At 43.6% G+C, this 21,080-nt stretch carries 19 protein-coding genes; 9 read left to right on the top strand and 10 right to left on the bottom strand.

What is annotated here, in order from left to right; translation table 11 throughout:
- Window positions 1-141 precede the first annotated feature (141 nt).
- The 5 genes from ACTQWB_RS12560 to ACTQWB_RS12540 all read right to left on the bottom strand — a co-directional run bounded on the left by ACTQWB_RS12560 (window position 142) and on the right by ACTQWB_RS12540 (window position 3,314).
- Window positions 142-606 (bottom strand): hypothetical protein, encoded by a 465-nt coding sequence (locus ACTQWB_RS12560; protein WP_441501960.1) that lies wholly within the window; start codon window positions 604-606, stop codon window positions 142-144.
- Window positions 607-648: 42 nt separating this feature from the next.
- Window positions 649-1,083 carry a hypothetical protein gene (locus ACTQWB_RS12555; RefSeq protein ID WP_441501959.1) on the bottom strand — a complete coding sequence of 145 codons (435 nt, stop codon included), beginning with the start codon at window positions 1,081-1,083 and terminating at the stop codon, window positions 649-651.
- A gap of 461 nt (window positions 1,084-1,544) precedes the next feature.
- Entirely contained in the window at window positions 1,545-2,087 is a 543-nt protein-coding gene (locus ACTQWB_RS12550; protein ID WP_441501958.1) for an NADH peroxidase, read from the bottom strand.
- 185 nt (window positions 2,088-2,272) lie between these two features.
- Window positions 2,273-2,671, bottom strand: a complete 399-nt coding sequence (locus ACTQWB_RS12545) for a Fur family transcriptional regulator (protein WP_441501957.1) — start codon at window positions 2,669-2,671, stop codon at window positions 2,273-2,275.
- Window positions 2,672-3,080: 409 nt separating this feature from the next.
- Window positions 3,081-3,314 carry a hypothetical protein gene (locus tag ACTQWB_RS12540; protein WP_441501956.1) on the bottom strand — a complete coding sequence of 78 codons (234 nt, stop codon included), beginning with the start codon at window positions 3,312-3,314 and terminating at the stop codon, window positions 3,081-3,083.
- Between the two features lie 870 nt (window positions 3,315-4,184).
- On the opposite strand from ACTQWB_RS12540, the gene metG reads away from it, so the two are divergent.
- The 8 genes from metG to ACTQWB_RS12500 all read left to right on the top strand — a co-directional run bounded on the left by metG (window position 4,185) and on the right by ACTQWB_RS12500 (window position 13,316).
- The gene (gene metG, locus ACTQWB_RS12535; protein WP_441501955.1) at window positions 4,185-6,197 is read left to right on the top strand and encodes a methionine--tRNA ligase; all 2,013 of its coding nucleotides are present in this window, start codon (window positions 4,185-4,187) and stop codon (window positions 6,195-6,197) included.
- Between the two features lie 174 nt (window positions 6,198-6,371).
- On the top strand, window positions 6,372-6,857 hold the full coding sequence (gene moaC, locus ACTQWB_RS12530) for a cyclic pyranopterin monophosphate synthase MoaC (protein WP_441501954.1): 486 nt from the start codon (window positions 6,372-6,374) through the stop codon (window positions 6,855-6,857).
- A gap of 122 nt (window positions 6,858-6,979) precedes the next feature.
- Window positions 6,980-7,468, top strand: coding sequence for a MogA/MoaB family molybdenum cofactor biosynthesis protein (locus ACTQWB_RS12525; protein ID WP_441501953.1), 489 nt, complete (start codon window positions 6,980-6,982; stop codon window positions 7,466-7,468).
- A 51-nt stretch (window positions 7,469-7,519) separates the two neighbouring features.
- Window positions 7,520-8,293, top strand: a complete 774-nt coding sequence (locus tag ACTQWB_RS12520; RefSeq protein WP_441501952.1) for a TatD family hydrolase — start codon at window positions 7,520-7,522, stop codon at window positions 8,291-8,293.
- Between the two features lie 159 nt (window positions 8,294-8,452).
- Window positions 8,453-9,937 (top strand): hypothetical protein, encoded by a 1,485-nt coding sequence (locus tag ACTQWB_RS12515; RefSeq protein WP_441501951.1) that lies wholly within the window; start codon window positions 8,453-8,455, stop codon window positions 9,935-9,937.
- Window positions 9,938-10,125: 188 nt separating this feature from the next.
- Window positions 10,126-10,998, top strand: coding sequence for a class I SAM-dependent methyltransferase (locus ACTQWB_RS12510; RefSeq protein WP_441501950.1), 873 nt, complete (start codon window positions 10,126-10,128; stop codon window positions 10,996-10,998).
- Window positions 10,991-11,686, top strand: coding sequence for a GNAT family N-acetyltransferase (locus ACTQWB_RS12505; protein WP_441501949.1), 696 nt, complete (start codon window positions 10,991-10,993; stop codon window positions 11,684-11,686). The genes ACTQWB_RS12510 and ACTQWB_RS12505 overlap by 8 nt, the downstream gene beginning before the upstream one ends.
- Complete coding sequence (locus ACTQWB_RS12500; protein WP_441501948.1) at window positions 11,664-13,316, top strand: SpoIIE family protein phosphatase; 1,653 nt, start codon at window positions 11,664-11,666, stop codon at window positions 13,314-13,316. Before ACTQWB_RS12505 ends, ACTQWB_RS12500 begins: the two co-directional genes overlap by 23 nt.
- Before the next feature lie 150 nt (window positions 13,317-13,466).
- Here ACTQWB_RS12500 and upp read toward each other — a convergent pair whose 3' ends face one another.
- Window positions 13,467-14,096 (bottom strand): uracil phosphoribosyltransferase, encoded by a 630-nt coding sequence (upp, locus tag ACTQWB_RS12495; RefSeq protein ID WP_441501966.1) that lies wholly within the window; start codon window positions 14,094-14,096, stop codon window positions 13,467-13,469.
- Between the two features lie 247 nt (window positions 14,097-14,343).
- On the opposite strand from upp, the gene ACTQWB_RS12490 reads away from it, so the two are divergent.
- Window positions 14,344-15,696, top strand: coding sequence for a uracil-xanthine permease family protein (locus tag ACTQWB_RS12490; protein ID WP_441501947.1), 1,353 nt, complete (start codon window positions 14,344-14,346; stop codon window positions 15,694-15,696).
- Between the two features lie 138 nt (window positions 15,697-15,834).
- On the opposite strand, the gene ACTQWB_RS12485 is transcribed toward ACTQWB_RS12490, so the two are convergent.
- The 4 genes from ACTQWB_RS12485 to ACTQWB_RS12470 form a co-directional block, all read right to left on the bottom strand.
- A complete protein-coding gene (locus tag ACTQWB_RS12485; protein ID WP_441501946.1) occupies window positions 15,835-16,707 on the bottom strand; it encodes a TPM domain-containing protein in 873 nt (290 codons plus the stop codon).
- Window positions 16,708-16,720: 13 nt separating this feature from the next.
- Entirely contained in the window at window positions 16,721-17,809 is a 1,089-nt protein-coding gene (locus ACTQWB_RS12480; protein WP_441501945.1) for a hypothetical protein, read from the bottom strand.
- Window positions 17,810-17,860: 51 nt separating this feature from the next.
- Window positions 17,861-19,234, bottom strand: coding sequence for an SPFH domain-containing protein (locus ACTQWB_RS12475; RefSeq protein WP_441501944.1), 1,374 nt, complete (start codon window positions 19,232-19,234; stop codon window positions 17,861-17,863).
- A gap of 274 nt (window positions 19,235-19,508) precedes the next feature.
- Window positions 19,509-21,023 carry a CapA family protein gene (locus ACTQWB_RS12470; protein WP_441501943.1) on the bottom strand — a complete coding sequence of 505 codons (1,515 nt, stop codon included), beginning with the start codon at window positions 21,021-21,023 and terminating at the stop codon, window positions 19,509-19,511.
- Between the last annotated feature and the right edge of the window lie 57 nt (window positions 21,024-21,080).

Here is a 21,080-nt window from a genome sequence, read left to right as displayed (position 1 = left end):
TGGATAACCAAACAAAGGAATGTCCAAAATCAGGGATATCACTTTTGTGTAGGTGTCTAAAAAATAGGCACTACACTAATTCAAAATGTCCTTGACAAGGGATACAGTTTATTTCTAACTCTCCTTTTTATCCTATTTGTCTTATGCTACATCTGTTGAAAGTGGAATAATTTTGGCTTCTGGTTTTTTGGCTCTTTTATCTTCGTAGATCAGTTTTCCGTTTTTTAATGTCGGAATTTTGTTGTAATTAGGAAACTGTGCAATAAACCAGTTATATACAAAGTTATAAGGGCTTTTCTGGGATTTTGACTGTGCTTCAATAGTATCCATTACTGCATTCATTTCATCTGCATTATCTAAAACATTAATGTAGGTACGCATTTTTTCATATGTGAGATTTTTGAATTTAGATGCAGTCTTTTTTTCTCTGCCAGACTTAACAATAATAGTCATTGTAGGGAAGTCTGCAAGAATATTCTTAAGAATTTCATATTCAGCAGTTCCATATTCTTCTGATGCCTTTTTGAATGTGTAGTTTACTGTAATTGTGTTATTTGCGAAATTGATTTTGTATCCTTTAACTGCTGTATTTTTTTTGTTTGCCATGATATTTACCTCTTCTTTCTGTTTTCTTTTGGAATTATTGATTTATGCTACAAATTCTTCTTTTTCTGTTTTTTCTTTTTCTTCCAGTTCCTTGAAGAATGTTTTGTAAGTGCTATAATTTTCAAATGTTGCAAGAAACCAAGCAAGAACAGCTTTATAAGGATTTGACTGAACTTTTGACATGAGTTTCTGACGCTCAAACTCTTTTCTGTAATCAATTACATTGCCGTTTTCATCTTCTTTCTTAGGCTGAACGCTGATGAAAAGTTCCATATTTTTGTAAGTAAGATTTCTGTAAGTTTTCTTCTCTGGGTTCTTTTTAATAGTCTTTGTTACCATTTTTGCATCTGGAAAATCTTTGCGGTATTCTCTCCAAAGTTTATATTCTTCTGTTCCGAAAATTACTGCGTTTTTTGCAAATGCCTTTGTTACCTGTGCTTCTGTTTCGCTGATCATTTTAATTACCATTTTTGCCATTGTTTTAATCTCCTTTGTGTTTTGTTTTTTCTTTGTTTCCCTTGCTCTTTATGTACTTAGTATATCATGTGACAAAATAATACTTGTACTATAAATGGATGAAGTGCTATAATATACACAGAATAGTTCACGATACTTTTGGATAGATTTTCAGTGGGAATTAAAACTGATTTTTGAAAGTGAGAAGAGCAGCAGCGCAAGGAAATTTCAAGATGAAAGAACTTAATAAAAAGATGAGGATTCTTACTTGAAAGTTGTCAAAAGTTGATGGAAGTATTTAAATAAAAAAGAATAGATCAGTTTGCACTTTTTTGAATTTGCACATTTAAGCTATTTGGTGGTGTAGAAGAGAGAAGAGTTTGCACATGAATTTGCACACTATATAGAAAAGCAGCAAAAAAGAGAGGACAGATTTCTCTATCCTCTCTTTGTAAAAATCCTTATTCTATGCGGTTTTCAGATTAGCCGAAATATCTCTTAAGCAGACCAGCGAATGCTTTTCCGTGTCTAGCCTCGTCGCGAGCCATCTCATGAACAGTGTCATGAATAGCGTCCAGATTAGCTGCTTTTGCACGTTTAGCAAGATCTGTCTTACCAGCTGTAGCGCCGTTCTCAGCAGCTACACGCATCTCAAGGTTCTTCTTAGTGCTGTCTGTAACAACTTCACCTAATAACTCAGCGAACTTAGCTGCATGCTCTGCTTCTTCGTAAGCTGCTTTCTCATAGTACAGACCAACTTCCGGATAACCCTCTCTGTGGGCAACACGAGCCATAGCAAGGTACATACCAACCTCAGAGCACTCGCCCTCGAAGTTTGCTCTTAAATCTGCAAGAATGTCTTCGCTGACACCCTGAGCAACACCTACAACATGTTCAGCGGCCCAAGCCATTTCTTCTTCCTGTTTGGTGAACTTGGAAGCCGGAGCTTTACAGATTGGACATGCTTCCGGAGCTGCATCACCTTCATAAACATAACCACATACATTACATACCCATTTAGCCATAATTAAAATCTCCTTTTCTTGTATAAAAATTTTATTTAGTTATCAATAATAGTAATCATTACTGCTTTATAATAACATATCATTTCCTGAATGTCAAGCTTTATTGAAACTTTTTTTCACTTACTAAATGCTATATGATACCAATGAACGGCAACTTATATTTCACTGTTCATTACTGCTAAAGCTTAGTGTGACTCATCTTTCAGACATTCATTACAAATCCCGAAAAATCTTGCCTTATAATCGGAAATCTGTCCATCCTTAAAATCTGCAGCAATATTCTCAAGACTCTTATCAATATGTTCGCTGAACACGTCCATCACTCTGCCGCAGCGGGTGCACATGAAGTGACAGTGGGGAGTAGTGCGGGCATCGAAACGATCAGCTCCGCCGAAGCTGGAAAGCTTCTGGATCTCACCTAGGTCAGCGAGAAGAGAGAGGTTCCGGTACACGGTTCCAAGGCTGATGTTCGGATAAATCTGCTTCATATTCTCATATACGAAATCAGCAGTGGGATGGTCGGTTCGGCCGGTAAGGAATTCCTTAATGGATTCTCTCTGGCGACTATATTTCAGTGTGGCCATCTGTTTTCCTCCTTTCTCTTAATAATAGTAATTATTACTGATATCAATATAGCGTTTTTTTCTCATTTTGTCAAGTATATTTTGCGAGAAAAGTCAACAGAAAATTAGTAAAGTATGAAAAATTCGAAGATATGTTGGCTGAGTTCAGATGTAATGTAGGGAGAACGTTTAATCTAGACCGGATGCGCCTTTTGGAAAGTGTTAAGAGGAAGGAAAGGTCAGAAATCTGATTACTGTGGAGAAAGAAAAATGTATCTGGAGGTGCTTTTGAAAAAAGTAGAACTGATTTTGTAAGTTGACATATATTTTGTTTCGTGATAATATATGTATGTAAAAAGGTGTTACCGATAGGCGGTTAGCCTGTTTATATATTTTGTCTAATAACCGTATCAGTTGGTGGCTGGGGCGGTTATTTTTTTGTGTAATAGGAAATTCCGTTGGAATTTCCTATTACACAAAAAGCCCTGCCGGGCAGGATCGCACTGCGGCGGAGCAGTAGATGTCGCATGGAGCGACCCGCCGCAGGCGGAGAATCCTGCAAAGCAGGATTCTTTCTTGTGTTGTTAGCTCCGATTGTATAACCGAGTCCGAATGCAGTCATACATAGACTTATAACTGCAATGAAATCGCCAATCGTTAACATTCGTATCCCCTCCTTTTTTCAACATGCTCCAGAGCATGTCTTTCGATTTTCCTAGAACGATCTGGAATTTCTATAACACCAAAAATACCTCAAAATGGGTTTACAAAAATATCAAAATGTGATACGCTCATACATATGAAATACGAAGCTGCAAGTCTTCGTTATAATTCAAACCCATAGAAAAAGAGAGTACATCTGTGTACCACATTACAGAGAATCCCTCAGGAGACAGTGGTGCTGTGATATTAGAATCTGTAGATTATAGGTCAGCACATTTATTTACAATTGTCCCACAGGCTGAGAGGGGAGTGCATGGAGCAGATAGAAGATGGCTTTGGAGGGGCGCAGTCGAAGTGAGTTACCTTGAAGGAAGCAGAAGGGCACTAGAGGTAGGCTGCGACAGGATCGCCTGTTATAGCGATAGGGTATAGAAGTACCCGGTAAGGTTCCCGAAGATAATATGAGAGAAATTTCAGTGTAGTAGTGTCAAAGGCGCTGACCTGTTGTCTTTCATTTATGACACTGTCTGCGGCAGCAGGCATGTCTATTATTATCACACCGTGAGGCGGGAATGAAAAGAAGTGGTAACACGGGAATAACTCGTCTTCTCAGAATAGAACCTGGGAGGGCGCTTTTTATTGTAAGAAAATTGCGGGTTACTATTCACTGGTAGCATTCCGCGAGGTGTTTTTTGTGACCAAAGGTCACAGAAAATCCGAGACTTGCGGCGCGAAATCATGCGAATGCATGATTTCTGTGCATCGCGAAGCGTGTTGCTGTGAACGGAGTGAACAGTAACAATTTCAGTGAAATTCCCTATTACACAAAAGGTACAGTCTTTTATTTGTAAAAGTAATGAAAGCCAAAACCATGCGAAACAATAATATTTGTGCAGACAGATGTTATAAAGAAGGAGGAAACACAATGAGCAAACCAAAATATTATATCACCACAGCGATTGCCTATACATCCGGCAAGCCGCATATCGGAAATACCTATGAGGCTGTACTGGCAGATGCGATCGCACGTTATAAAAGACAGCAGGGCTATGATGTATTTTTCCAGACAGGAACTGACGAACATGGTCAGAAGATCGAGCTGAAAGCAGAGGAAGCCGGCGTTACACCGAAGGAATTTGTTGACAATGTATCCGGCCAGATCAAGAATATCTGGGATCTGATGAACACATCCTATGATAAGTTCATCCGTACCACAGATGCAGACCATGAGAAACAGGTTCAGAAGATTTTCAAAAAAATGTATGCAAAGGGAGATATCTACAAGGGTGAGTACGAGGGAATGTACTGTACTCCATGTGAGTCTTTCTTCACAGAGTCACAGCTTGTAGATGGCAAATGTCCTGATTGTGGACGCCCATGTGTGCCTGCAAAAGAAGAGGCTTATTTCTTCAAAATGAGCAAATATGCAGACCGCCTTATCGAGCATATCAAGACCCATCCGGAATTTATTCAGCCGGAATCCCGTAAGAACGAGATGATGAATAACTTTCTTCTTCCGGGACTTCAGGATCTGTGTGTATCCAGAACCTCTTTCAAATGGGGAATTCCGGTAGACTTTGATCCGAAACACGTTGTATATGTATGGCTGGACGCTTTGACCAACTATATCACAGGAATCGGTTACGATTGCGATGGTGATAATTCTGAGCTGTTTAACAAGATGTGGCCTGCAGACCTTCATCTTATCGGAAAAGATATCATCCGTTTCCATACAATTTACTGGCCGATTTTCCTGATGTCACTGGATCTGCCTCTTCCGAAGCAGGTATTTGGTCATCCGTGGCTGCTTCAGGGCGATGGTAAGATGAGTAAATCCAAAGGAAACGTTATTTACGCTGATGAGCTGGTTGACTTCTTTGGTGTTGATGCTGTCCGTTATTTCGTACTTCATGAAATGCCATTTGACAATGATGGTGTGATCACCTGGGAGCTGATGGTTGAGCGTATGAATTCCGAGCTGGCAAATACTCTTGGAAACCTTGTAAACCGTACTATTTCCATGTCAAACAAATATTTTGGCGGCGTAGTAGAGAACAAGGGCGTAACAGAGCCGGTTGATGACGACCTGAAGAACTTCATTCTTTCCGTACCGGCCAAGGTAGATGCCAAGATGGAGAAGCTTCGTGTAGCCGATGCGATCACAGAAGTATTCACTATTTTCAAACGCTGCAACAAATATATTGATGAGACAATGCCATGGGCACTTGCAAAGGATGAGTCCAAGCAGGATCGTCTTGCAACTGTTCTTTATAATCTGGTTGAGGGTATCTGCATTGGAACCACTCTTCTTGAGTCCTTTATGCCGGACACAACCAAGAGAATTTTTGCCCAGTTAAATGCTTCCGAGAGAACTCTTGAGGATCTGAAGACATTTGGTCTGTATCCATCCGGAAATAAAGTAACAGACAAACCGGAGATTCTTTTTGCCCGTATGGACATCAAAGAGGTTATGGAAAAAGTGAATGAGCTTCATCCTCCGAAAGAAGAGCCAAAGGAAGAGAAGCCAGAGGATAAGGTTGTGGATATCGAAGCGAAACCGGAGATTACTTTTGATGATTTTGCGAAGCTCCAGTTCCAGGTTGGTGAGGTTATTGCCTGCGAGGCAGTAAAGAAATCCAAGAAACTTCTTTGCTCCCAGGTGAAGATCGGAAGCCAGGTACGTCAGATCGTATCCGGAATCAAGGCTTACTATACACCAGAGGAAATGGTTGGCAAGAAGGTTATGGTAGTAACCAATCTGAAACCTGCCAAGCTTGCCGGAATCCTCAGTGAGGGAATGATCCTTTGCGCAGAGGATGCAGACGGAAACGTATGCGTTGTCAGCCCGGAGAAAAATATGCCGGCTGGATCTGAGATCTGCTAGAGACTGATTGTAGAATATATAATGTAGACTTTCATTTATGGCGATGTCTGCGTAAGCAGACATGTCCGTTTAGAATCATAGTGCCAGGGGCAGAAAGAAGTTTTTGTCCCTGGTATTATACTATCTATAAATATCTGTCTGCTGTATAAAATGAAAGATTGTTGAAAGTGAATTATGGAAAATAAACTGAATCATTTTGATGAAAATGGGAATGCGGTTATGGTTGATGTTTCAGATAAACCGATTACCCATAGAACTGCTATTGCCACAGGCTCCATCCAGGTAGGAGCCGGGATCATGGAACGTCTTACAGAAGGAACGGTTGCAAAAGGGGATGTACTTGGAGTCGCAAGGGTCGCCGGAATTATGTCTGTGAAACATACTTCTGACCTGATACCCATGTGCCATCCGCTGCCAGTTACGAAATGCACCATTGATTTTGAACTGGAAAAAGAGAAAGGAATCATCCGGACGTTCTGCACTGTGAAAACAGATGGAAAGACTGGTGTGGAGATGGAAGCCCTTACCGGAGTGCAGGTGACACTTCTTACCATTTACGACATGTGCAAGGCTATTGACAAGCATATGGTGATGACCGATATTCATCTGGTGGAGAAGACTGGCGGTAAAAGTGGGGACTTTCTATTTGAGAAAAGTTAATAGATTAGATCCAGATGAATACAGGCTAGTGATAGTATTGACTGTCCTGTTTAATGGATAGTAATGTGAGTACTTAATGATAAGTATGATTAATAAGTGTGATAATACCTACAGGAGGAAAAATGAAACGAGTTGCAATAATCACATCCAGTGATATGGGATATCAGGGAAAGCGGGAAGACTTAAGTGGTCCGGCTATCAGGGAAATCGTAGAAAGAGAAGGTTACCAGGTGGTTTCTATGGATATTCTTCCAGATGACCGTTCCATGCTTTCGAAGAGAATGGCAGAAATCGCAGATGGAAACCAGGCAGAATTGATTCTGACTACAGGTGGAACTGGTTTTTCCCCAAGAGATGTTATGCCGGAAGCAACCGAAGATATTACAGAACGCAAAGTGCCGGGAATTCCGGAAGCCATCCGGGCTTACAGCATGACCATCACCAACCGTGCCATGCTCAGCCGTGCTACAGCTGGCATCCGGAAAAAGACGCTGATCATTAATCTGCCAGGAAGCCCGAAGGCAGTGAAAGAGAGTCTGGAATATATAATCGGAGCTTTGGGACACGGCATTGAGATCATGACCGGAGAAACTGGAAATTGCGCAAGGTAAAACTAGATTAAAGAAAATTTGAAAAATTAACTTATATAGAGAGGCAGAAAAATGATATTTGACACACATGCACATTATGATGATGAAGCTTTTGATGAGGACCGGGATCAGCTCCTTTCCGCCATGCAGGATGGAGGAGTGGGCTGTATTGTAAATGTATGCGCGTCTGCTGGTGGATTTGGCGGGACGCTGGAACTGATGGAGGCATATCCCTTTGTATATGGCGCAGTTGGGGTTCATCCTGATGATGCGGGGATTATGACACAGGATACACTGGATGAGATCCGGCGGCTTTCCCATATGGAGAAAATGGTTGCCATTGGAGAAATCGGACTGGATTATTACTGGCACAAGGAAGAGGCAGAGCATAAACGGCAGCAGGAAATGTTTCGTGCCCAGATGGAGATTGCCAGAGAAGAGAAGCTGCCCTTTATGATCCACAGCCGTGATGCGGCAGAAGATACCCTGGAGATCGTAAAGGACTATATGAAAAAAGATATGTCTGGTGGAATCATTCACTGTTTTTCTTATAGTAAGGAGATTGCTGCAGAGTATCTGAAAATGGGACTTTATCTTGGAATCGGAGGTGTGCTGACCTTCAAAAATGCCAGAAAACTGAAAGAAGTTGCTGCTATGGCTCCGTTGTCCCAGATCGTTCTGGAAACGGATTGCCCATATATGTCTCCGGAGCCAAACAGAGGGAAGAGAAACTCCTCTTTGAATCTGCCCTATGTAGCAAAAGAGCTGGCGCAGATCAAAGGAATTACAGAAGAAGAAGTAATCGCGGTAACAGAAGAGAACGCAAAAAAACTGTTATTTAAATAACAACAGATGGGAAACTTCGTAATAGTGGGTGAAAAATGCAATTTGCGTTTCATACCCTAAGCCTGCGATTCGTGTCGTAAAAAGGAAAATCCACTGATTTTGCTGTATAAAACAGATAGATAGTAATTTGGGGAAAACATATTTTGAGGAGGATTGCCTATGAAATCAAATAACATATTACGCAAGCTTACCCTTGGAACTGTCACTGTTGCAGCTGTTACAGCTTTATTTTCATCAGTGGCTTATGCAGCAGATGATACCGCATCCCAGGATGCCGCTGCCCTTCAGGGATTGTTTGAAGATTCCGGATTTACAGTTACAGAGGGAACCTTTTACGAGATCGACACAGTAAAAGAAGCATCTGCTGGAAACCTGATGAGTTGTTTCGGTAACAATGCCGGATCAGCTTATACGGTTTTTGATATGCCAGATGGTCCGACTCAGGAAGTTGCAGATCCCATCTTCCCACCAGGAGGATGGCAGTATAAATTGTGCCAGGATGAGGCGATTGTATTATTGACGAACCTTCCGCCAGAATGCAAATATTATTCTTTCATCAACTACATTATGTTTACGGAAGAAAAGGAAGGCAAGGATTATACAAATGAATCGGGATATTTCAGTGCGGGTGATGAAACCACAGGAAAGTATCATCCTATCTTCGGTTCCATTGGAGATCCATTAAATATGATGAATATCAAGCATGATGGAGACAGCGAGTATGACAGCTCTGCAGTCATTGTCATCAGCGCCAACCAGACAGTAACAGACAAGGTGACAGAGCAGCTTAATGCTGCAGGCTATGATGACAGTGTGATCAATGTGATGACCATTCCGGCAGATACTTATCGCATGGGATTAGAAAAAGGCGATGACACATTCTGCTTCCTTGGACGTATCTCACAGCCGACAGATGAAGACGCTTATCAGAATTACATCAGCACGCTTGCGGAAAATTCAACAGTTTACCGTCTGACACCAGAGACAGAGATCGAGTCTGCTCCGTATGAAAACCCGGTAGTAATTGCAAGAGGTACTGGAGAACATGAATCCGCTGTTTTAGAGGATGCCCAGGGCCACCTTGATACGATCCGCCAGGCTATTATTAATAAATACAAAGATGAGTATGATTACGAAGAGCTGAAAACAGACATTGCCGTTCCAGAAGGTCTGACCGGCTATTTCAATGATACAAATGCACAGGGAGACAACCGTGACGCAGCATATCTGATGACACGGGATTTCACATTAAACTCTGACGAGGATTTCATTGTAGTATACGGTGTTAATCATACTGCCACAGGCAAGGGCCAGTATTCCAATGCTGTACTCTATTCCAGACCAATGCTCAATGGCGTATGCAGTGTATATGATTCCCTGTTTACAGGAAGTGCAGCAGAGTATCTGGATGCAGACTGTGAGGATGCAGACATGTACTATGTTTATAACATGGCCCGCACACAGATGGATAATTATACTGCTCTTGTTGAATATTCAACAGGCAACGAAAAGGGAAAATATTACGGTGTTGACAACGGCAGTACCCTGCTTCTGGCGTTCCGTTCTTACCTTGATAAAACCGGAACAGGTGCATCCTATTATGAGATCGTCTATGACCGTGCGATCGTTTTCCATAAGAAATGATAAAGAATGATCAAAGTACAGGATATGTAGGAAGATAAAGAAGAATCCAGACTAGAGCGTGTTTGAAAAAGCCTTTCAAACAGGCTCTAGTACTCTATCCAGCCAGCAACTCTATACGATCAGTGCTGACAGTACAGTTGCTGGCTGGATAGAGTACTGGTTAAAAAAGAAAATAAAGGAGACAGATCGTGCAAAATCAGCTGGTATTTCAGGAAAAAAAGGAACGGGAACGACTGCAGATACAGGATCATCTGCTGTCTCAGGTGGAAAAACCTGCATTAGAGCATTTTTTTAGAGGAAAATCAGAACTTTCTGTTCTGGATATTGGCTGCAACGATGGAACCAGAACCTTTCACCGTTTCGCGGATGACAGGATTTCCAGGTTGATTGGTCTGGAATATAACCAGGATCTGGTGGAAAAAGCCCGTGGACAGTATAGGGATTCCAAATTTTCCTTTTATCAGATGGATGTGGAAGAAGAGTCATTTCCAGAAGAACTTCAGAAGCTGGCGGAGTGTTCGGGCGGAAAGAAATTTGATCTGATCTGTCTTTCGTTTGTATTAATGCATTTACACGACGGGGAGAAATTGCTTGGCACATTAGGAAAATTTCTGAAAAAGGACGGAGTTATTTTCATTACGGAAAGCAATGATAGTGCATCCAGGCTGGTTCCGGATGAAAAAGATCTGCTTGGACAGTTCCTGGATATTTTAAACAAGGATAAATATGCAGGGAGACGAGGCACTGGAGCGAAGGTTCCTGGCTGGCTGACGGATTGCGGATACAGTCGCATCAGGGTCTGGTGTGATGGGATTTTGGCAAAAAAAGGAGAGGCAGAACGGAAAGAGGCAATTTTTCAGACTTTTTTTTCCTATTTGCCCGAGGATGTGGAAATCCTGCTGACGGAAGAACCAGATAATAAAAAGTATCAGGCCTGGCAGAAATGGCTGAAGAAGAATTATGAAAAATTCCGTCAGCTGAGCCTGAGTGAGGATTCGGAGATTATGATGGGAATGCAGATCTTATCCTGTGAAAAAGTGGGGGATGATACAGATGATTAAAAAATCCGGCAAAGAATTTTATCTATGTCCATTGGAAAAAGAAGATATAGAAGAAGTGTTGCTGCTTTGTGACCGGTGTGTAGGAAAAAATCTGTATCAGAAAGAGGAGCTTGCGCAGACCATTGGGAGCAAAGAGAGATGGTTTCTGCTGCTGAAGACTGCAGAGGGCGAACTTGCAGGATACATTTATTATTATATCACCAATGCAGGACAGATTGCGGAGGATTCCAGAATTTCCATAGAAAAGATCAGGCAGGCATGCGGGCAGACGTTGGAACATGTGGAGAAAATGCAGTCTGCAGGGAAAATACAACCTGTGGGGAAGATGCAGTCTGCGGGGAAAATGCTGCCTGCAGAGAAATTACAGCCTGTTGGGAAAATACAATCCGTAGGTGTAAAAGAAGCGTTTCGGGGGCAGGGACTGGCAGTTCATATGGTACAGTATGTCATGAATCAATTTTCGGAAAAAGGAATTGGGGAAGTATTCATTATCTGCTGGAATGCAGGAGGCAGGGTCCCCCTTGCGAAAACTCTTCAAAAATGCAGATTTATCCATCTTTCTTCTGCGAAAAAGATATGGTATGATAAAGAAGATCTTTTTTGCCCGTATTGTAAAGGGCGCTGCAAATGTGATGCAGAAGTTTATTTTAAGAAAGGAAATACAAATGAAAATCAGGCTTCTTCCTAAATTTATTCTTTCCCTTGGGGTGATGGGCGTCATTCTGACGATTGTGATCTCGCTTTTCAGCTATAATAGTTCCAAAACTTCGCTGGAAGATCTGTACGCCCAGAGGGTAATGACCAACAGCAATAGTATTGCAGATATGCTCCCGGTTTCAGATGTAAAGAAAATCATGGCTGAGGGCGGGGATAAGACAGAAGAATATTCGGAAATGGTTGATCTGTTTAACAAATTGAAAAAAGATGGCGGCGTTACCTATCTGTCCCTGGTTGTACCGGATGAGGACAGTGTCCATTTCTATATAGATGCCATGGTGGAAGAAATGGGAGATGATCCTGCGAATCAGATTGCTTACGGAAGTGATATTCTGTACACGGATGTTGCCAACCCGGATGACCCTTCTGATCTGAAAAAATATATTACTATATGGAATCAGTATCAGCAGAACAAAGGGGTGGACCGTCCCCTGGTGACGTACAACAGTTATGGATATAATTATACGGGTATTTCTGTAATTCTGGATGAGAATGGACAGGCAGTTGCTGAAATCCAGTATATTCTGGATATGAAGGATGTGAGAAATTATCTGAATACATTCCTTATCAAGATGCTGCTTATTTCTTTTCTGATTATTGGTCTGACCATGGCTGTTTATATTGTCTTTGTACGAAGGACAGTCACCAAGCCGATCGGCAGACTGGCTGATTTTACCCAGGAGATCACAGAGAGCGGCAAGTTTGAAAATCAGAGGATCACTATGAAAACAGGCGATGAAATCGAAGCGCTGAGTGATTCCTTTAACTTTATGATGGAAGAGCTTGAAAATTATATTGCCAATCTGTCAAAAGTGACTGCTGAGAAAGAGAGAATTGGTACAGAGCTGGATATTGCCAGAAATATTCAGGCATCCATGCTCCCCTGTATTTTCCCGGCTTTCCCAGAGCGAAAAGAATTTGATATTTATGCTACTATGACGCCTGCAAAAGAAGTGGGTGGTGACTTTTATGATTTCTTCATGGTGGATGAAACCCATCTGGCAATTGTTATGGCAGATGTTTCTGGAAAAGGGGTTCCGGCGGCGCTGTTTATGGTTATTGGAAAAACGCTTATTAAGGACCATACCACACCTGGAAGAGATTTGGGAGAAGTCTTTTCTATGGTGAATAATCTCCTTTGTGAGGCGAATAGTGAAGGCTTGTTTATAACTGCTTTTGAAGGTGTGCTGGATCTTGTGACGGGAGAATTCTGTTTTGTAAATGCAGGTCATGAAATGCCATTTATCTGTAAGGCTGGCAGCAGCTTTGAAGCCTATAAGATCAATCCGGCTTTTGTTCTTGCAGGATTTGAGGATATGAATTACCGGGCTGGCAGTATGACTCTGGATGTGGGAGATAAGGTCTTCCAGTACACAGATGGTGTGACAGAGGCAACGAATGGGGAAAACCAGCTTTATGGAATGGAGCGTCTGGAGCGTGTCCTGAACCGGGTAAAAGACAGAGCGCCATCGGAGATTTTGCATGAAGTAAAGCTGGATATTGATGCTTTTGTTGGTGAGGCACCCCAGTTTGATGATATTACCATGCTTTGCGTGGAATATAAGGCGAAAATGGATGTGAATGGAGAGAAAGCTATATAGAGTTTTTTCGGGCATTTACGCAATCACGGATCGTATTTACAATAAAAGGCTGCAACCGGGGAAAAAATATTTCCAGGGCTGCAGCCTTTTTTATACACTCCAGAGCTTTCTTCAGATATGCTCTGATTTAAAAGTCCGTGGATATGGAATTTATTTGGTACCGAAGATTCTGTCTCCTGCATCGCCAAGTCCAGGGCAGATATAAGCGTGATCGTTCAGCTCTCTGTCAAGATGACCTACATAGATCTGTACGTCCGGGTGAACCTCATGGAGACGTTTCAGACCTTCTGGAGCTGCGATAACAAACATACATTTAATACTCTTGCCGCCGTGCTGCTTGATATAGTTTACTGCAGCGATAGCAGATCCGCCTGTAGCGAGCATCGGGTCAACCATAACGATAAGACGCTGGTCAATCGGATCCGGAAGCTTGCAGTAATACTCGTGTGGCTCATGGGTCTCTGGATCACGGTAAAGTCCGATGTGGCCGATCTTTGCAGATGGAACTAAGGTAGTGATACCGTTAACCATACCAAGACCTGCACGAAGAACTGGAACAACAGCCAGCTTCTTGCCTGAGATCATAGGAGTCTGACAGGTCTCAATCGGAGTCTCGACCTCGACATCCTCAAGAGGAAGGTCACGAAGTGCTTCAAAACCCATAAGAACTGCGATCTCTTCGATAAGCTTACGAAATTCATTGGTTCCGGTCTCTTTGTTACGAAGAATGGAAATCTTATGCTGGATCAGCGGGTGGTCCATAATAAAAACATTTTCCATACCTGTAAAATCTGACATAATAAAAACCTCCGTTTTTTATAAATCCTCTATGGGAATACTGATAAAATATTACCGCACTTTCCATAGAAAGTCAATAATTGTAAAAAGCTGTCGTATCCTTTATACTATAGCAAGGTTGTTGCATGTAAACCATACTTGTAAATACAATCGGAACGGTTTTGTTTACAGTATAAGCTGCATTGGTATTTTCCATACTGATGCAAGGGAAAAGGAGGAGCTTTTATTTATGAAATTCAGAGTTGAAGGCATTTATGATGCCCGGAAGCTGGGAATTCCGCAGATGATGATTCTGGGACTCCAGCACATGTTTGCTATGTTTGGCGCCACTATTCTGGTTCCGATCCTGGTAAATAATTATTTCCACGGTGAAGGGTTATCCATTCAGGTAACACTTTTCTGCGCTGGATTTGGTACACTTTTATTCCATGTACTTACCAAGCTTAAAGTACCGGCATTCCTGGGTTCATCTTTTGCATTCCTTGGCGGCTTTGCTACAGTCGCAGAGCTTGATACCGGGATTTTTGCAAATATGTCTTATGGAGAGAAACTTCCATATGCATGCGGTGGTGTGTTTGTAGCAGGTCTTCTGTACCTGGTTCTTGCATTGATCGTGAAAGCAATCGGTGTAAAACGCGTTATGCGTTATCTGCCGCCAGTTGTTACCGGACCGATTATCATCTGTATCGGTCTTAGCCTGGCACCATCTGCTATCAGCAATGCTTCCCAGAACTGGATCCTTGCACTGATCGCACTTGGAACGGTTATTTTCTTTAATATCTGGGGAACCGGTATGTTCCGTATCATTCCGATCCTGCTTGGTATTGTGGTTTCTTATGTAGTTGCCCTGATTATGAATGCACTTGGCATGACAAACGCAGACGGAAGTGCTATTTTGAATTTTGCAGGTGTTGCAAGTGCACCGGTTGTTGGTTTCCCGAAATTCTTCATCTGCAAATTTAACATCACAGCCATTCTTGCAATGGCACCGATCGCAATTGCTTCCATGATGGAGCATATCGGTGATATTTCTGCTATTTCCGCAACGGTTGACCGTAATTTCATTGAGGATCCGGGACTTCACCGTACACTTCTTGGTGATGGACTTGCAACCTCCCTGTCTGCCCTGATCGGTGGACCGGCGAATACAACTTACGGTGAGAACACAAGCGTTCTTGCCCTGAGCCGTGTATACGATCCGAAGGTAATCCGTCTGGCGGCTATTTATGCAGTAATCCTCAGCTTTGTTCCGAAGATGGCAGAGGTGATCAGTTCCCTTCCATCTGCGATCATTGGTGGTATCAGCTTCATTCTTTATGGAATGATCTCTGCTGTCGGTGTCCGCAACGTAGTTGAGAACAAAGTAGACCTGACCCGTTCCCGTAACCTGGTGATCACAGCGGTTATCCTGGTATGCGGACTTGGTATTTCTGATGGCCTTACCTTTACAGTAGCAGGCACCAGCATCACTCTTACCGGTCTTGCACTTGCTGCGATTGTTGGAATCCTTCTGAATGCCGTTCTTCCTGGCAATGATTATGTATTTGAGAGCAGCAAAAAGGAAGAAATGGAAGACGATTGATTTTCATTCATGGTGATGTCTGCGCAAGCAGACATGTCCGTTTAGAATAACAAAAAGAACCCGCCTGGGGCTGGCAAATGTGTGATACATTTATCTGCCAGTTATCAGGCGGGTTCTTTTTGTTTGAAAAATCAGATCTCAGAAGCTTCCTCCTGTACCGCCGTGGCTGCTGTCGGAACCGCCGGTAGAAGAATTGTCGTCATCTTTGGGTTTGGCAGTTCTGGTAACTGTATGATACAGGAAAATATCATTGGACCGTGTGACATCTAAGCTTCCCTGGCGAACATAATCCACTGCGCTGTCCTTTGCCCGTACACTTTTCAGCTGGGCTCTCATACCCATGGTGCAAAGAAATGCAAGCAATAGTCCAATTCCAAGGGAAATGGGTATCCATATAGGGGAAAATGGTTCCCTGGGAAGTGTGGAAGCGTCAAAGGGTTCTCCGGTAGCTGCCTGTTCCAGGAAAAGCTGGCACTGGTCTGCATAGGTATCAAAGGCTCCGTAGAAATCCTCGTCTTTTAACAGAGGCTCTACCTGTTCTTTCAGATAATCAAGTCCATCCTGGTTAAAAACGGTCATACCATAGCCATGGGTGGTGATGTGCCATTGGCGGTCACCGATGCTGACCATGAAAAGGATACCGTCGTGATTATCGCCTGTTCCGTATCCATTTTCATCAAAGAATACGTCGGTAAATTTGTTCATTTCCATACCATTTATGGACTGGACTGTGGCAACTGCCACATCAAAATCATAATCGGCACTGACAGATTCCAGCTTATCCAGAAGCTGGGACTCTTCGTCTGAGGAGAGAAGATCCGCCTCGTCTAAGACAAAGGAAAAGTCAGACTCTGAAGAAGTATTGGAGCCTGTGAAGCTGTTAGTATTTGCGGCCTGTACCGCGAGGGGCTGGAAAACCGGAAGATTTCCGGCAGCTGGCAATGCCGCGCCGAAAAGACTTCCAACTCCAAGGGCTGCAGCCAGGATAATTCCAAAGGTTTGTTTTTTCATGGCATGCTCCTCCTTAACCAAACGTGTGAACCAGCCATGCAATGGCATAGGCAGCGACAGAAAAGCCAGCGGTAAGTCCCAGGAACCACTTGGTAAAAATACCTTTATCAACCGGCAGATTTCCTACGAATTTACCTGTCTGGCCATTCATGCCGAACAGGTAGTGATTGCCCTTCCAGGTGGTGGAAAGAAGCCATACCGGGAAAAGAGCATAGTGGGTCTTGCCGCCTTTCAGCTGAATACGGGTATCCTCAGGGGTAACGGTGTCATAACCGATCACAGTGTCGCGGAAAGCGTCTTCTGCGGCTTTTTTCACACGCTGGTTGGCGCGCTCTGCACATTCCTCTGCGGATACGTCATACTTGTCGGCAACGTAGCCTGCCAGATAAGGGGTAGCGAAGTCTACAGCATCAGAGATCACGTAAGGCTCCAGGGATTCTGTCAGATCGTTATCAATCTTGGAAGAGCCATCTACCGGAATCTGGTCGAACCCAATGTTTCCAGCACGGAAAACGGAGTAATGACTGGTTTCCGTATAATCATATTCGCTGTCGCTCCAAAAACGGGTCTTGGTAGCATGATAGCGGATATCGGCAGAGGCATCTGTATCAAAAAGCCAGAATGGCACATAGACTCCCTTGATCTCGTCGATGTGGTTTTCTTTTTTAAAGACTTTGGGGAGAAGGAGCTTGCCGTGAAGATGCTTGCTAAGACCTTCTTTTGCTGCCTTTTTGTCCAGCTTAAACGGGATGATAAAGTCTGGACGCAAATCACCGGAAAATTTACCGGACATGACTACCGGATTGCCGCAGAAGGGACAGGCAGAGGCACCAGTACTTTCGTCTGCAACAATCTCACCACCGCAGGACTGGCATATGTAAACGGACATTTTGTCAGTTTCTTCATTCTTCCAGTCTGTAGTGGATGCACTTTCCCAGTTCATATCATCAGTCTGCTGGCCGGCAGCGGCTTCATTGAATTCTTTTACTGTTTCCATATCGAATTCCGTGTCACAGTAAGGACATTTCATTTTCTGGAGTTTGCTGTTGAACTCAATGGCACCTCCGCAGCAGGGGCATTTATATTCAAGTAAGTCAGACATAGTTCATCTCCTTTCGGAAAATTGGTTCTGATTCAGTTATTATGCTTTGTTTTACTGGATATCGTTCTCGTTAAAAGGATCGCCGCAGTTCGGGCAGAATTTAGGTGGATTGGTAGGATCCTCCGGCTCCCAGCCACACTTATCACAGCGGAAACGAGGCTTCATAGCGGGTTTTGGAGAACCGCAGTTGGTGCAGAATTTACCTGTATTTACGGCACCACAGGAGCAGGTCCAGCTTGCACTTGCCGAAGAAGCCTGAGGCTTTTTCGCGCCGCATTCCGGGCAGAAATTGCCAGATACAACAGCACCACAGGAGCACTTCCACTGATCAGGTGCTGGCTGTCCGGAAGAAGGGGCAGAAGAAGCCTGTGCAGGCTGCATGGTCTGTCCTGCCATCTGCTGAGGCTGTGCTGCCTGCTGCTGTCCCATGGCATAAAGATTCTGTGCGTTAAATCCTCCGGCCATATTTGCCATATTCATTCCCATGAAGCCCGCCATTGCGCCTCCGGCATTGCCAGCAGCTGTTTTCATAGCTTCTGCCTGTGCACCTGCAAGAGTGGCAGCTGCCATGGAAGGATTACGGAGCATAGCTGTACGCTGCGCTTCTTTGATCATCTGTGCGTCTTCCTCAGGAAGAGTGATCGGATTCATGGCAACGGATACGATCACAAGACCACGCAGCTGGCTCCATTTCTGGGTGAGAGCCTGGTTCATGGCGTCGCAAAGCTCCATCGCGTGTGCAGGAAGTGCACTTGGGCGGATTCCCTGCTGGGAAATATTTGCAAATGCCGGCTGCAGAGCTGAAATAAATTCTGTTTTCAGCTGGCCTTCGATCTGTTCCCTGTCGTACTGCTGCTCAAAATTTCCGCACACATTGGAATAAAAGAGAAGCGGGTCTGCGATACGGTAGGAGTAGACACCACTGCAGCGGACGGAAACGTCAATGTCCAGACCGATATTCTGGTCAACTACACGGAACGGAATTGGATTAGGAGTTCCGAATTTATTGTCTACCAGCTCTTTGGTGTTGAAATAGTAAACACGCTGGTCTTTGCCGGTATCACCACCGAAGGTGAATCGTTTGCCAATGGTATGGAAGGTGTTCAGAATGGCATCGCCCAGATTCCCGGAAAAAATACTGGGCTCTGTGGATGCGTCGTAGGTATATTCGCCTGGCTCTGCGCAGATATCAACGATCTTGCCCTGCTCCACGATCATCATACACTGTCCGTCTGCCACAGCGATTCCGGAACCACTGGTGATGACGTTGTCACTTCCCTTAGTGTTGGAAGAACGCTTGGAGGTGCGCTTCTGGCCTTTTACTGCCAGAACATCATTGTCAATGGAATCACAGTAGAAGAATTCTTTCCACTGATCTGCAAGTGTACCACCTGCTGCACCAAGTGCTGCTTTAATAAGTCCCATAGTTGTAACTCCTTTCTTTTTAACAGCCATTGTCTGTTTTTTTTGCCTCATTATTTATAGTTAAATTTTATCTGATTTTATATAGAAAAACAAGTTACATGTGTAAAAAGACAGGTTTTCGTGATAAAAAGACATTATTTTTATGAAATGGTAATAAGAAATCCGCAGTATATGAATAGTCTGTGCATGATTCATAATACTACGGATTTCTATATGGTAGGAATGAAACTAGGGTTAAAGTATCTGGTTCATTTATATTTTCTGGTTCGTCTGGTTATTCTTCGGAATCTGAAGCGTCAGAGCCTGCACTACTGTCGGAACTGGTCTGGCTGTCAAGATTCTGGTAATACCAGGAGGAGGTGATGGAATCATTGTCCTCCACGTAATTTCCATTGGAATCCATCATATTTCCATCAGAGTCAAACGTGACATCCATCAGATCGGTCTTGGTGGAAGGCATGACGTTCATGGACATGATCTCATCATATTTGGTCTGGAGATTCTCCAGGGAAAATTCATCGCCGATGGAATCGCGGACGCTGTGTACAGAAGCAAGTGCGTCTGTATAATCGGAAAGCTTATATGGCGCATATTCCTGGTTATCATAGCTGTAATGCATTACAAGTGGTGTCATTGATGCATTCTGAACCTGGACGGTAGTCTGATCACCTTCTACAGTCTTCTGGATGGTGAAGGCTGCCATTCCCCCAAGGAGCTGTTTCAAAGTCTCCTGCCCGGTGACGAAATTGCCAAGTGAGTAGTAGATCAGCATATTGTGACCGGAATCATCAGTGAGATAACCATAAGGCTGAAGCACATTGGGATTAGTGCCAAGCACCACATCAACGCCCTGTTCCATAAGGAAATTTGCCCATTCTTTCTCATACTCGGTAGGCATTGGCTCTTCGGTCTTGCCCCAGTTTGCACAGAAGATCACGCAGTCAGCAGAGGATTTGGCCTGTTTCACCGCTGCGGCAACATCTGTGGTGTTAAACGTATCGATCATGGAACCTTTGGAAGATGCTGTAGCACTGGAAGTAGTGGTTCCGCCTGTGCTGTCAGAAGCAACGGCAGAATCCTCTGTGCCGTCTTCTGAACTGTCTGAAGAACTGTCAGTCTGGCTGCCATATGCAGGGAAAGTATAGTTAAGAATCGCAATCTTGATTCCGTTTATTTCGACAATCTTCGGGGCATCGGTACCGGTCTGGCTTTCGTGGATACCTGCCAGAGTTACATCTGGATGGCTGGTTTTCCAATAATTTAAAGTTTCTGTGATCATGGAAGCGCCATTGTCATCGATAAGAGATGTAGCAGAGGTAACCACATTGAATCCGGCATTTACCAGGGCATCCCCGATCTCAGTGGGGGTAGCATATGGAGCCGTACCGCTGACTGCGTTATGGTCTGCAGTAAATGGTGTCTCCTGATTCACGATGGCAACATCTGCCGCCTGTATGTCTGCTTTCAGATTGGTATAAACGCTGTCGTAATTCCATGCGCCGGTATCAGACTGGCCGGAAGCAAGAAGACTTGGCTGTACAAGATTGTCGCCGACTGCAAGAACTGTGGCGGTAGTGACTTCCGGCGCACTGACGGCTGCTTCTTCCTCCTTCTGCTTCTGGGCATCGGCCGCCTTCTTTGCCTGGGCGGCGGGCTGTCGGATCATAGCGTAGTCCATCTGGTTAAAGACCAGGCATAAGACGATCAGAACCGCGATGGATACCAGGAAACTGGTTCTCGAATTCAGACGTTCTTTATAATTTAATGGAAGATTATCTCGTTTTTTCATGGCTTTGTCCTTTATGAATAGTTATAATCATTTTTATTTCATTATAGCAAATTATTG

This window comes from Blautia sp. HCP3S3_H10_2 (assembly GCF_052122375.1).
Classification (GTDB): Bacteria; Bacillota; Clostridia; order Lachnospirales; family Lachnospiraceae; genus Blautia_A.
Note: the sequence above shows the minus strand (reverse complement) of the source record. Positions and strands in the feature narration are given on the sequence as shown.